The 13858-nt window shown below is 62.6% G+C and carries 9 protein-coding genes and 1 tRNA gene; all 10 read left to right on the plus strand.

Annotated features, from left to right (window positions below; genetic code table 11):
- Positions 1-92 precede the first annotated feature (92 nt).
- The 10 genes from tuf to rpoC all read left to right on the plus strand — a co-directional run bounded on the left by tuf (position 93) and on the right by rpoC (position 13765).
- Positions 93-1268: an elongation factor Tu gene (gene tuf, locus FQ775_RS04535; RefSeq protein WP_146298239.1), complete on the plus strand. Its 1176-nt coding sequence runs from the start codon at positions 93-95 to the stop codon at positions 1266-1268.
- 134 nt (positions 1269-1402) lie between these two features.
- Positions 1403-1478 (plus strand) — tRNA-Trp (locus FQ775_RS04540).
- A gap of 293 nt (positions 1479-1771) precedes the next feature.
- Positions 1772-1975: a preprotein translocase subunit SecE gene (gene secE / locus FQ775_RS04545; RefSeq protein ID WP_146302057.1), complete on the plus strand. Its 204-nt coding sequence runs from the start codon at positions 1772-1774 to the stop codon at positions 1973-1975.
- Between the two features lie 26 nt (positions 1976-2001).
- Positions 2002-2529 (plus strand): transcription termination/antitermination protein NusG, encoded by a 528-nt coding sequence (gene nusG / locus FQ775_RS04550; RefSeq protein WP_146300983.1) that lies wholly within the window; start codon positions 2002-2004, stop codon positions 2527-2529.
- A gap of 125 nt (positions 2530-2654) precedes the next feature.
- Positions 2655-3083: a 50S ribosomal protein L11 gene (gene rplK / locus FQ775_RS04555; RefSeq protein ID WP_146300984.1), complete on the plus strand. Its 429-nt coding sequence runs from the start codon at positions 2655-2657 to the stop codon at positions 3081-3083.
- 5 nt (positions 3084-3088) lie between these two features.
- On the plus strand, positions 3089-3790 hold the full coding sequence (gene rplA, locus FQ775_RS04560) for a 50S ribosomal protein L1 (protein ID WP_146300985.1): 702 nt from the start codon (positions 3089-3091) through the stop codon (positions 3788-3790).
- A gap of 348 nt (positions 3791-4138) precedes the next feature.
- The gene (gene rplJ, locus FQ775_RS04565; RefSeq protein ID WP_146300986.1) at positions 4139-4657 is read left to right on the plus strand and encodes a 50S ribosomal protein L10; all 519 of its coding nucleotides are present in this window, start codon (positions 4139-4141) and stop codon (positions 4655-4657) included.
- A 54-nt stretch (positions 4658-4711) separates the two neighbouring features.
- A complete protein-coding gene (rplL, locus tag FQ775_RS04570; RefSeq protein ID WP_146300987.1) occupies positions 4712-5089 on the plus strand; it encodes a 50S ribosomal protein L7/L12 in 378 nt (125 codons plus the stop codon).
- A gap of 187 nt (positions 5090-5276) precedes the next feature.
- Positions 5277-9413: a DNA-directed RNA polymerase subunit beta gene (rpoB, locus tag FQ775_RS04575; protein ID WP_146300988.1), complete on the plus strand. Its 4137-nt coding sequence runs from the start codon at positions 5277-5279 to the stop codon at positions 9411-9413.
- 152 nt (positions 9414-9565) lie between these two features.
- Positions 9566-13765 (plus strand): DNA-directed RNA polymerase subunit beta', encoded by a 4200-nt coding sequence (gene rpoC, locus FQ775_RS04580; protein ID WP_146300989.1) that lies wholly within the window; start codon positions 9566-9568, stop codon positions 13763-13765.
- The last annotated feature ends 93 nt before the right edge of the window (positions 13766-13858 follow it).

Raw genomic sequence — 13858 nt, forward strand, 5'->3', positions numbered from 1 at the left:
GCCCCCGATTCTCCCTTGTCTTTTGCGGTCTTTGTCGCTAATCGCCCCCAATCCGAACCGCATTCCAGTTCTGATCGCCAGGGAAAGAGACGATGGCAAAAGGTAAATTCGAGCGTAATAAGCCTCATGTGAACATTGGCACGATTGGTCACGTTGACCATGGCAAGACGTCGTTGACGGCGGCGATCACGAAGTATTTTGGCGAGTTCAAGGCGTATGACATGATTGACGCGGCGCCTGAGGAGAAGGCGCGGGGCATCACGATCTCGACGGCGCATGTCGAGTACGAGACGGATGCGCGCCACTACGCGCATGTCGACTGCCCGGGCCACGCCGACTACGTGAAGAACATGATCACGGGTGCCGCGCAGATGGACGGCGCGATCCTGGTTGTTTCGGCGGCGGACGGCCCGATGCCGCAGACGCGCGAGCACATCCTGCTTGCCCGCCAGGTCGGCGTTCCGGCGATCGTCGTGTTCCTGAACAAGGTCGACCAGGTCGACGATGCCGAGCTTCTGGAGCTTGTCGAGCTCGAGGTTCGCGAGCTCCTGTCGAGCTACGAGTTCCCGGGCGACGACATTCCGATCGTGAAGGGCTCTGCGCTGGCGGCGCTCGAGGACTCCAACAAGGAGATCGGCGAGGACGCGATCCGCGAGCTGATGAAGGAAGTCGACGCCTATATCCCGACGCCTGAGCGTCCGGTCGACCAGCCGTTCCTGATGCCGATCGAGGACGTGTTCTCGATCTCGGGCCGCGGCACGGTTGTGACGGGCCGCGTCGAGCGCGGCATCGTGAAGGTCGGCGAGGAGGTCGAGATCGTCGGCATCCGCCCGACTTCGAAGACGACGGTGACGGGCGTCGAGATGTTCCGCAAGCTTCTGGACCAGGGCCAGGCGGGCGACAACATCGGCGCGCTTCTGCGCGGCATCGACCGCGAGGGCGTGGAGCGCGGCCAGGTTCTGTGCAAGCCGGGTTCGGTGACGCCGCACACCAAGTTCAAGGCCGAGGCCTATATCCTGACCAAGGAGGAGGGCGGCCGCCACACGCCGTTCTTCACCAACTACCGCCCGCAGTTCTATTTCCGCACGACGGACGTGACGGGTGTCGTCACGCTTCCGGAAGGCACGGAGATGGTGATGCCGGGCGACAATGTGACGGTTGACGTTGAACTGATCGTGCCGATCGCCATGGAGGAGAAGCTGCGCTTCGCCATCCGCGAAGGCGGCCGCACCGTCGGCGCCGGCATCGTCGCATCCATCACGGAATAACGCCTTCGTCGACCGCCGACGAGAACGGCGAAACGGGGCGGCCATTCGGGTCGCCCTTTTTCGTTCTGCCGGGCATCGCGCTCTTTACAGACGCGAAGGAAGACCTTAGGAAGCGCTGCCGCGCGTGACGCGCTAGGGGTATAGCTCAGTTGGTAGAGCGGCGGTCTCCAAAACCGCAGGTCGGGGGTTCGAGCCCCTCTGCCCCTGCCAGTTTCGCCGGGTGCGAAGCAAAAGTTCGATATCGGCTGCTCTGCGGGACGAATGGATGGTTCCGTCGGCAACGACACCACGCTGAAATGCCCCTTGCATGACCTGCCGATCGGGTCTATGTACGGCCATTCAGACTCATGGTGTGCGGAGCCGGAAATGGCTTTGCGCGCCTTTATTGCATGGGCAGTAGCGCCGATTCGGCGGTTGGCGCTGTCGCCCGCGCGTACTTACTTCTCCCTTTAGGGAGTATCCGGAAAGTCCGGCCAACGGGCTTCCTTGAAACAGAGCGGCAGATGGCGTCAAAAACTTCTAATCCTTTCGTTTTCCTGCAGCAGGTGCGGCAGGAAACGTCCAAGGTCACGTGGCCTTCGCGGCGCGAGACGATGATTTCCACCATCATGGTGCTGATCTTCGCGTGTATCGCGGCTCTTTTCTTTTTTGCCGCCGATCAGGTTCTCGCGCTTGGCGTGGAACTGGTCCTTGGCATCGGACGATAACCGGCTTTTACGGGAGAGCGCCTGACATGACCGCGCGGTGGTACATCGTCCACGCTTATTCGAACTTCGAGAAGAAGGTCGCCGAGGACATCGAGAACAAGGCCAAGCAGAAGGGCCTTGGCTCCCATATCGAGCAGGTGGTCGTGCCGACCGAAAAGGTCGTCGAGGTTCGTCGTGGCCGCAAGGTCGACGCCGAGCGCAAGTTCTTCCCGGGCTATGTGCTGGTGCGCGCCAACCTCACCGACGCGGTGTTTTCGCTGATCAAGAATACCCCCAAGGTGACCGGTTTCCTCGGCGATTCCAAACCGGTGCCGATCACCGACGCCGAGGCCGAGCGTATCCTCACCCAGGTGCAGGAGGGCGTGGAGCGGCCGAAGCCGTCGATCACCTTCGAGATCGGCGAGCAGGTGCGGGTTTCGGACGGTCCGTTCGCCTCCTTCAACGGGCACGTCCAGGAAGTCGACGAGGAGCGCTCGCGGCTCAAGGTCGAGGTCTCGATCTTCGGCCGCGCGGTGCCGGTCGATCTGGAATTCGGTCAGGTGGAGAAAGCCTGATCGAACGCGGCCGGAAGATCCGGCCGGAATCGGTGGGAGGAAAGGCGGCTTGGCCGGCCGTTCGATCCGTACCACCAGACTGCAGCCGCCGGCTCGGCCGGCACGTGAAACAAGGCAGATGAGAAATGGCTAAGAAGATTGCAGGCCAGCTCAAGCTTCAGGTTCCGGCGGGATCGGCGACACCTTCGCCCCCGATCGGCCCGGCGCTTGGTCAGCGCGGCATCAACATCATGGAGTTCTGCAAGGCGTTCAACGCGCAGACCCAGGAGATGGAGAAGGGGTCGCCCATTCCGGTGCTGATCACCTACTACCAGGACAAGTCGTTCACCTTCGCTATGAAGACGCCGCCGGTGAGCTTCTTCCTGAAGAAGGCCGCGAAGCTGAAGTCGGGCTCCAAGGAGCCGGGCAAGCAGACGGCTGGTCAGGTGTCACGCGACAAGGTGCGCGAGATTGCCGAAGCCAAGATGAAGGACCTCAACGCCAACGACGTCGAGGCAGCGATGCGCATGGTCGAGGGCTCCGCGCGCTCGATGGGTCTCGAAGTGGTGGGGTGATAACGATGACCAGCAAGATTGCCAAGCGCCAGCAGGCGGTTCGCGACGGCCTCGATCGCGATAAGGCCTACGAGATCACCGAAGCCGTGAAACTGCTCAAGGAACGGGCCACCGCCAAGTTCGACGAGACCATCGAGGTCGCGATGAACCTCGGTGTCGATCCGCGTCACGCCGACCAGATGGTCCGTGGCGTGGTGAACCTGCCGAACGGCACCGGCCGCGATGTTCGCGTTGCCGTGTTCGCTCGCGGTCCCAAGGCGGAAGAAGCAACCGCCGCCGGCGCCGACATCGTCGGAGCCGAAGATCTGGTGGAGACCGTGCAGAAGGGCGAGATCAATTTTGACCGCTGCATTGCAACGCCCGACATGATGCCGCTGGTCGGCCGGCTCGGCAAGGTGCTGGGGCCGCGCGGCATGATGCCGAACCCGAAGGTCGGCACCGTGACGATGGATATCACCGCGGCGGTCAAGGCCTCCAAGGGTGGTGCCGTCGAGTTCCGGGTCGAGAAGGCGGGGATCGTCCACGCCGGTGTCGGCAAGGCCTCGTTCGAGGCCGACAAGATCATCGAGAACGTTCGCGCTTTTGCGGACGCAGTGATCAAGGCCAAGCCGTCCGGCGCCAAGGGCAACTACGTCAAGAAGGTCGCGATCTCCTCGACGATGGGCCCGGGTCTTAAGATCGACGTCGCCTCGCTCGCGCAGGCCTGACGTCCTGATTGAGGAAGTGGTGGCAATACCGCTTCCTTGAACGAAATTCCGGACCCACGGGCCCGGAATACGGAAGCCGAAGGTTTCCGGAAATCCTGTCCGAGATTGCAGGCGGTTTCTCCTTAATCCGCACGGGCCTGCATGAGACGGGGTCGACCGGACCGAGGGGCGAGAGTCCCGAAGGAAAGGTTCGAACCGTGTTTGCCTTTTGTCCGCGAGCCGGCATGGCCGGTGTGGCGAAAGGGGGCAGGATCCTCGACGTCGTTCGGGTGATCCCAATGGATGGCCCGACCGGCAAAAGGCAACCGGCAGCTGCTCGATAGGGTGGCTGTCAACTGGAGATAGGCAGTGGACAGAGCGGAAAAACGCGAACTGGTCACGGAACTGAACGGTGTTTTCGCGAACACCGGCTCGGTTGTCGTGGCGCACTATGCCGGTATCACCGTCGCACAGATGAACGATCTTCGCACGAAGATGCGTGACGCCGGCGGCACCGTCAAAGTCGCGAAGAACCGTCTCGCCAAGATCGCCCTTAAGGGCACGCCTTCCGAGGGAATGACGGATCTGTTCGTCGGACAGACCCTGATCGCTTTCTCGGATGATCCGGTTGTGGCGCCGAAGGTCGCCTCCGATTTCGCCAAGGGGAATGAGAGACTCATCATTCTCGGCGGTGCAATGGGATCGACCAACCTCGACGCCGATGGTGTGAAGGCACTTGCGACGTTGCCGTCGCTCGACGAACTTCGCGCCAAGCTGGTGGGGATGATTTCCACCCCGGCTACCCGGATCGCACAGGTGGTCAGTGCACCGGCCGCGCAGGTTGCGCGTGTCGTTGGCGCTTACGCCCGCAAGGACGAGGCGGCATGAGGCCGTTCCTCGCTGTCACCAAACATTGTTCGAACCTTGTAAGGAACTGAAGAAATGGCTGATCTCGCAAAGATCGTTGATGACCTGTCGAGCCTGACCGTCCTCGAGGCGGCCGAGCTTTCCAAGATGCTCGAGGAGAAGTGGGGCGTTTCCGCCGCTGCTCCGGTGGCTGTTGCCGCCGCTGGCGGTGGTGCTGCTGCCGACGCTCCGGCTGAGGAAAAGACCGAGTTTGACGTCGTTCTCGCCGAGGCGGGCGCACAGAAGATCAACGTGATCAAGGAAGTGCGCGCCATCACCGGTCTCGGCCTCAAGGAGGCCAAGGACCTGGTCGAGAGCGCTCCCAAGCCCGTCAAGGAAGGCGTGGCCAAGGACGAGGCCGACAAGATCAAGGCACAGCTCGAAGGCGCTGGCGCCAAGGTCGAGCTGAAGTAAGTACGCGTGTTCGGCGGGCGGGGTCGATCCCGTCCGCCGGTCCCGCATCGGGGCTGAGTGCAAACCCTTTTCCTGTGGGCCGGAAGCGGCCGTCAGGAAACGGGTTTTGTCCCGTTTTTGATTGGACCGCCGCGCAGGTCAGCCGCGCGGTCCCGGCAGGAAGCCAGGAAGGCAGCAAGGAGCGACGATGGCCCAGACCCACACCTTCAATGGCCGCAGGCGCATCCGCAAGTTCTTCGGGAAAATCCCCGAGGTCGCGGAAATGCCGAATCTCATCGAAGTCCAGAAGGCTTCTTACGACCAGTTCCTGATGGTCGAGGAGCCCGAGGGCGGCCGCCCGGACGAAGGATTGCAGGCTGTATTCAAGTCTGTCTTCCCGATCACGGACTTCTCCGGCGCGGCCATGCTCGAATTCGTCAAGTACGAGTTCGAGGCACCCAAATTCGACGTCGAGGAATGCCGTCAGCGCGATCTCACCTATGCCGCGCCGCTGAAAGTGACGCTGCGCCTGATCGTGTTCGACATCGACGAAGACACCGGAGCCAAGTCGATCAAGGACATCAAGGAGCAGGACGTCTACATGGGCGACATGCCGCTGATGACGTCCAACGGCACCTTCATCGTCAACGGCACCGAGCGCGTCATCGTCTCCCAGATGCACCGCTCGCCGGGCGTGTTCTTCGACCACGACAAGGGCAAGTCGCATTCGTCGGGCAAGCTGCTGTTCGCCGCGCGGGTCATCCCCTACCGCGGTTCCTGGCTCGATATCGAGTTCGATTCCAAGGACATCGTGCATGCGCGCATCGACCGCCGCCGCAAGATTCCGGTGACGTCGCTCTTGATGGCCCTCGGCATGGACGGCGAGGAGATCCTGTCGACGTTCTTCAATACGCTGACCATCGAGCGCGGCAAGGAGGGCTGGCGGATTCCCTATTCGGCCGATCGTTTCCGCGGCCGCAAGACCGTTACCGATCTGGTCGATGCCGATTCCGGCGAGGTCGTCGTCGAGGCCGGCAAGAAGATCACTGCGCGTCAGGCCAAGCAGCTGTCGGAGAAGGGCCTCAAGGCCATCCGCGCCACCGAGGATGACATCTATGGCAGCTACCTCGCCGAGGACGTGGTCAACTTCGAGACCGGCGAGATCTATCTCGAGGCCGGCGACGAACTCGACGAGAAAACGCTCAAGGTGCTCGAGGATGCCGGCCTGCAGGAAGTGAGCATTCTCGACGTCGATCACGTCAATATCGGCGCCTATATCCGCAATACGCTCGCGGTCGACAAGAACGAGGGCCGCCAGGACGCGCTGTTCGACATCTACCGGGTCATGCGCCCGGGAGAGCCGCCCACGCTCGAGACCGCCGAGGCGATGTTCAACTCGCTGTTCTTCGACGCCGAGCGCTACGACCTCTCGGCCGTCGGCCGCGTCAAGATGAACATGCGTCTTGAGCTTGAGACCGACGACACGATGCGTGTTCTTCGCAAGGAGGACATCATCGCCGTCGTGCGGACCCTAGTCGACCTTCGCGACGGCAAGGGCGAAATCGACGACATCGACAATCTCGGCAATCGCCGCGTGCGCTCGGTCGGTGAACTGATGGAAAATCAGTACCGTGTCGGCCTGCTCCGGATGGAGCGCGCGATCAAGGAACGCATGTCGTCGATCGAGATCGACACGGTGATGCCGCAGGACCTGATCAACGCCAAGCCGGCTGCTGCTGCCGTGCGTGAGTTCTTCGGTTCCTCGCAGCTTTCGCAGTTCATGGACCAGACCAATCCGCTCTCGGAGATCACCCACAAGCGGCGCCTGTCGGCGCTTGGCCCGGGCGGTCTGACGCGTGAGCGCGCCGGTTTCGAGGTGCGTGACGTGCACGTCACCCACTATGGCCGCATCTGCCCGATCGAGACGCCGGAAGGCCCGAATATCGGCCTGATCAACTCGCTCGCCACCTTCGCGCGCGTCAACAAATACGGCTTTATCGAGAGCCCGTACCGGAAGATCGTCGACGGCAAGGTCTCCAGTGAGGTCGTTTACCTGTCGGCCATGGAAGAGGCGAAACACTACGTCGCGCAGGCCAACGCCGAGCTCGACAAGAAGGGCGCCTTCGTCGAGGAATTCGTTATCTGCCGCCATGCAGGCGAGGTGATGATGACCCCGCGCGAAAACGTCGACCTGATGGACGTCTCGCCCAAGCAGATGGTTTCGGTGGCGGCAGCCCTGATCCCGTTCCTGGAAAACGACGACGCCAACAGGGCGCTGATGGGCTCCAACATGCAGCGCCAGGCCGTGCCGCTGGTGCGTGCCGAAGCGCCGTTCGTCGGCACCGGCATGGAGCCGGTCGTGGCGCGCGATTCAGGTGCCGCCATCGCTGCTCGCCGCACCGGCGTGGTCGACCAGGTCGACGCGACCCGCATCGTTATCCGCGCCACCGAGGACGTCGAGGCCGGTGCATCGGGCGTCGACATCTACCGGCTGCAGAAGTTCCAGCGTTCCAACCAGAACACCTGCATCAACCAGCGGCCGCTGGTGAAGGTGGGCGACCGTATCGAGAAGGGCGACATTATCGCCGACGGTCCGTCGACCGATCTGGGTGATCTGGCGCTCGGCCGCAACGTGCTGGTCGCCTTCATGCCCTGGAACGGCTACAACTACGAGGACTCCATCCTGCTTTCCGAACGCATCGTGCGCGATGACGTCTTCACCTCGATCCACATCGAGGAGTTTGAGGTCATGGCCCGCGACACCAAGCTCGGACCGGAAGAGATCACGCGTGACATTCCGAATGTGTCGGAAGAGGCGCTGAAGAACCTCGACGAGGCCGGCATCGTCTATATCGGCGCCGAGGTGCAGCCGGGCGACATCCTGGTCGGCAAGATCACGCCGAAGGGCGAAAGCCCGATGACGCCGGAGGAAAAGCTCCTGCGTGCCATTTTTGGCGAGAAGGCGTCCGACGTGCGGGACACTTCCATGCGCATGCCGCCCGGCACGTTCGGCACCGTCGTCGAGGTGCGCGTCTTCAACCGCCATGGCGTCGAGAAGGACGAGCGCGCGATGCAGATCGAGCGCGAGGAGATCGAGCGTCTGGCCAAGGACCGCGACGACGAGCAGGCGATCCTCGACCGCAACACCTATTCGCGTCTAGCCGACATGCTGGTCGGCAAGGAGCCGATCGCTGGCCCGAAAGGCTACAAGAAGGGCTCCAAGCTGACCAAGGAGGTGCTCGACGAGTATCCCCGCTCGCAGTGGTGGCAGTTCGCCGTGGATAATGAAAAGCTGCAGGGTGAACTCGAAGCGCTTCGCGGCCAGTACGACGATTCCAAGAAGGCGCTCGAGCAGCGTTTCATGGACAAGGTCGAAAAGGTCCAGCGCGGCGACGAGATGCCCCCCGGCGTCATGAAGATGGTCAAGGTCTTTGTCGCCGTGAAGCGCAAGATCCAGCCGGGCGACAAGATGGCCGGCCGTCACGGCAACAAGGGTGTCGTGTCCAAGATCGTTCCGATCGAGGACATGCCCTTCCTTGACGACGGCACTCATGTCGACATCGTGCTCAACCCGCTTGGCGTGCCAAGCCGCATGAATGTCGGCCAGATCCTGGAGACGCATCTGGGCTGGGCCTGTGCCGGTATGGGGCGCAAGATCGGTGAGCTGATCGAGGCCTACAGGGAAGGCGGCGACATTAAGCCCCTGCGTGGGCAGTTGGAGACGATCTTCCCGGACAACGACCGCAACGAACCGGTGCGCCGTTACGACGACGACAGCGTGCTGCGGCTTGCCGACCAGTTGACGCGCGGCGTGTCGATCGCCACCCCGGTCTTCGACGGTGCTCACGAAGCCAACATCAACGAGATGTTGGAGAATGCGGGTCTGCACACCAGTGGGCAGTCGACACTGTTCGACGGGCGCACCGGCGAGCCGTTCGACCGCAAGGTGACGGTCGGCTACATCTACATGCTGAAGCTCCACCACCTGGTCGACGACAAGATCCATGCCCGCTCGATCGGCCCGTACTCGCTCGTCACCCAGCAGCCACTGGGCGGCAAGGCGCAGTTCGGTGGCCAGCGTTTCGGCGAAATGGAAGTCTGGGCGCTGGAGGCCTATGGCGCCGCCTACACGCTGCAGGAGATGCTGACGGTGAAGTCGGACGACGTTGCCGGCCGCACCAAGGTGTACGAGGCGATCGTGCGCGGCGACGACACTTTCGAAGCCGGCATCCCCGAGAGCTTCAACGTGCTGGTCAAGGAAATGCGTTCGCTCGGCCTTAACGTTGAGCTGGAGAATACCCGCCACGAGGACGAGCCGGCTCAACTGCCGGACGCGGCGGAATAGTCACGAGCGCGCCGCCGATCGGCTGCGGCGCGCCTCCCGTTCCGTCCCGTGGCGGATAGCGGGAATGCATGGCGAGGCCGCAGGCGGGAAGCCGGGACGGCCGCAGGAAATGACGATGAGAGGCCCTTTGCGGTCTCGTACAGGAGAACGGCATGAAGCAAGAGGTGATGAATCTCTTCAACCCGCAGGCCCCGGCGCAGACGTTCGATTCCATCCGGATATCGCTCGCCAGCCCGGATAAGATCCTGTCCTGGTCCTTCGGCGAGATCAAGAAGCCGGAAACGATCAACTACCGCACGTTCAAGCCCGAGCGTGACGGCCTGTTCTGCGCGCGCATCTTCGGTCCGATCAAGGACTATGAGTGCCTGTGCGGCAAATACAAGCGGATGAAGTACAAGGGCATCATCTGCGAAAAGTGCGGCGTCGAGGTTACCTTGTCGCGCGTGCGCCGCGAGCGCATGGGCCATATCGAGCTCGCCGCTCCCGTTGCCCATATCTGGTTCCTGAAGTCGCTTCCGAGCCGCATCGGGACGCTGCTCGACATGACGCTGAAGGATATCGAGCGCGTCCTCTATTTCGAGAATTACATCGTCACCGAACCCGGCCTGACCGCCCTAAAGGAGCATCAGCTTCTTTCGGAGGAAGACTATATGGTCGCGGTCGACGAGTATGGCGAGGATGCCTTCACCGCCATGATCGGCGCCGAGGCGATCCACGAACTGCTGGCTTCGCTCGACCTTGAAAAGGTTGCGGTCGATCTGCGTGAGGAACTGTCGACGACGACGTCGGAACTCAAGCAGAAGAAGCTGCTGAAGCGCCTCAAGGTGGTCGAGAACTTCATCGAGTCGGGCAATCGTCCCGAGTGGATGATCATGAAGATCATCCCGGTGATCCCGCCGGACCTGCGTCCGCTGGTGCCGCTCGACGGCGGCCGGTTCGCCACGTCGGATCTGAACGACCTTTACCGTCGTGTCATCAACCGCAACAACCGTCTGAAACGGCTGATTGAGCTGCGTGCGCCGGGCATCATCATCCGCAACGAAAAGCGCATGCTGCAGGAGGCCGTCGACGCACTGTTCGACAATGGCCGCCGCGGCCGCGTCATCACCGGCGCCAACAAGCGTCCGCTGAAGTCGCTGTCGGATATGCTGAAGGGCAAGCAGGGCCGCTTCCGTCAGAACCTGCTCGGCAAGCGCGTCGACTATTCGGGTCGTTCGGTGATCGTCACCGGTCCGGAACTCAAGCTGCATCAGTGCGGCCTTCCGAAGAAGATGGCGCTTGAGCTGTTCAAGCCGTTCATCTACGCGCGCCTCGACGCCAAGGGCTTCTCCTCGACCGTCAAGCAGTCGAAGAAGCTGGTCGAGAAGGAAAAGCCGGAAGTCTGGGACATCCTCGACGAGGTCATCCGCGAGCATCCGGTGCTGTTGAACCGCGCGCCGACGCTGCACCGCCTTGGCATCCAGGCCTTCGAGCCGGTACTGATCGAGGGCAAGGCGATCCAGCTCCATCCGCTGGTTTGCACCGCCTTCAATGCCGACTTCGACGGCGACCAGATGGCTGTCCACGTGCCGCTCTCGCTGGAAGCCCAGCTGGAAGCGCGCGTTCTGATGATGTCGACCAACAACATCCTGCACCCGGCGAACGGTGCGCCGATCATCGTGCCATCGCAGGACATGGTGCTGGGCCTCTACTACCTGTCGATCGTCAATCAGAATGAGCCGGGCGAGGGCATGGTGTTCGCCGATATGGGCGAATTGCACCACGCGCTTGAGACCAAGGCGGTAACGCTGCACACCAAGATCAAGGGGCGCTTCAAGTCGGTCGATGCCGACGGCAACCCGACCTCGGGGATCTACGACACCACGCCGGGGCGCATGATCATTGGCGAACTGTTGCCGAAGAACGCGAATGTGCCCTACGAGATCTGCAATCAGGAGATGACCAAGAAGAACATTTCCCGCATGATCGATACCGTTTACCGCCATTGCGGACAGAAGGAGACAGTCATCTTCTGCGACCGCATCATGGCGCTCGGCTTCGGCCATGCCTGCCGCGCCGGCATCTCATTCGGCAAGGATGACATGCTGATCCCCGACACCAAGGCGAAGTTCGTCGGTGAGACCGAGGCGCTCGCGAAGGAGTACGAGCAGCAGTACAATGACGGCCTGATCACCCAGGGTGAGAAGTACAACAAGGTCGTCGACGCCTGGGCCAAGTGCTCCGAGAAGGTCGCCGACGAGATGATGGGCCGCATCAAGGCCATCGAGTTCGAGGACAGCGGCCGCCAGAAGCCGATGAACTCGATCTACATGATGTCGCATTCCGGTGCCCGCGGCTCGCCGACCCAGATGCGCCAGCTGGCTGGCATGCGTGGCCTGATGGCCAAGCCGTCGGGCGAGATCATCGAAACGCCGATCATCTCCAACTTCAAGGAAGGCCTGACCGTTCTGGAGTATTTCAACTCCACGCACGGCGCCCGCAAGGGGCTGGCTGACACGGCGCTCAAGACGGCCAACTCCGGCTATCTGACCCGGCGCCTCGTCGACGTGGCGCAGGATTGCATCGTGAACGCCACCGACTGCGGCACCGACAAGGGCCTGACCATGCAGCCGATCGTCGATGCCGGACAGGTCGTGGCCTCGCTCGGCCAGCGTGTGCTCGGGCGCACCGCGCTCGACGATATCGTGCACCCGGTCACCGGTGAGATGATCGTGGAGGCTGGCCGCCTCATCGAGGAGCGCGACGTTGATGCAATCGAGAAGGCCGGCATCCAGGCCGTGCGTATCCGTTCCGCGCTCACATGCGATGTGAAGGTGGGCGTCTGCGCGGTCTGCTACGGTCGCGATCTGGCACGCGGGACACCCGTCAACATCGGTGAGGCCGTGGGCGTCATCGCGGCGCAGTCGATCGGCGAACCGGGCACACAGCTCACCATGCGGACGTTCCACATGGGCGGCACCGCGCAGGTGGTCGACCAGTCGTTCCTGGAGGCGTCCTATGAGGGCACCGTCCAGGTCCGCAACCGCAATGTCGTGCGCAACTCCGACGGCCATCTGGTTGTCATGGGCCGCAACATGGCGGTCATCATCCTCGACGAGGGCGGCAAGGAGCGCGCGGTTCACCGCGTCACCTACGGCTCGCGCCTGTTTGTCGACGATGGCGACAAGGTCAAGCGCGGTCAGCGCATCGCCGAGTGGGATCCCTACACCCGCCCGATCCTCACCGAGATCGAGGGTACCGTGGCGTTCGAGGATCTCGTCGACGGCATGTCGGTGCAGGAAACCACCGACGAATCGACCGGCATCACCAAGCGCGAGGTTATCGACTGGCGTTCGACGCCGCGCGGCTCCGACCTGAAGCCGGCGATCACCATCGTCGATGCCAAGGGGAAGATCGGCAAACTGTCGAAGGGTGGCGACGCGCGCCTCCTGCTTTCGGTCGAGACGGTGCTCTCGGTCGAGCCGGGCGCGAAGGTCAAGCCGGGTGACGTTCTGGCCCGCATTCCGATGGAAAGCGCCAAGACCAAGGACATCACCGGCGGTCTGCCGCGGGTGGCCGAACTGTTCGAGGCGCGGCGCCCCAAGGACCACGCCATCATCGCCGAGATCGACGGCACGATCCGCTTTGGTCGCGACTACAAGAACAAGCGCCGCATCGTGATCGAGCCGCATGAGGAGGGCGCCGAACCGGTCGAGTATCTGATCCCGAAGGGCAAGCCTTTCCATCTCCAGGACGGCGATACCATCGAGAAAGGTGACTACATCCTTGACGGCAATCCGGCCCCGCACGACATCCTTGCGATCAAGGGCGTCGAGGCACTGGCTTCGTACCTGGTCAATGAGATCCAGGAAGTCTACCGGCTGCAGGGCGTCTTGATCAACGACAAGCATATCGAGGTGATCGTTCGCCAGATGCTGCAGAAGATCGAGATCACCGAGCAGGGTGATTCGGTCTACATCCCCGGCGATCACGTCGATTCGATCGAATTCGACGAGATCAACGAACGCCTGGTCGAAGACGGCAAGAAGCCGGCTCAAGGCCAGCCGGTGCTGCTTGGCATCACCAAGGCGTCGCTGCAGACCCCGTCCTTCATCTCGGCCGCCTCCTTCCAGGAGACGACACGGGTGCTGACCGAGGCGGCGGTGGCCGGCAAGACCGACACGCTGCAGGGCCTCAAGGAGAACGTCATCGTCGGCCGTCTGATTCCGGCGGGCACGGGTGGCGTGATGAGCCAGATCCGCCGCATCGCCGTTCAGCGCGACGAACTCATTCTCGATGAGCGTCGCAAGGCGTCGGGCGCGGAGATGGCCGATCCGATGCTGGCGGACATGTCGTCGGACGCGGCGCAGTAGCCGCTTCAGACCGGGTGTTTTTTGAGGGGCCGCCGGAGTGATCCGGCGGCCCTCTCTTTTTGGGCAATCAGCCGACGACTCGCATCGTGAAAT

This window comes from Nitratireductor mangrovi, from assembly GCF_007922615.2.
GTDB classification, from domain to species: Bacteria; Pseudomonadota; Alphaproteobacteria; order Rhizobiales; family Rhizobiaceae; genus Mangrovimarina; species Mangrovimarina mangrovi.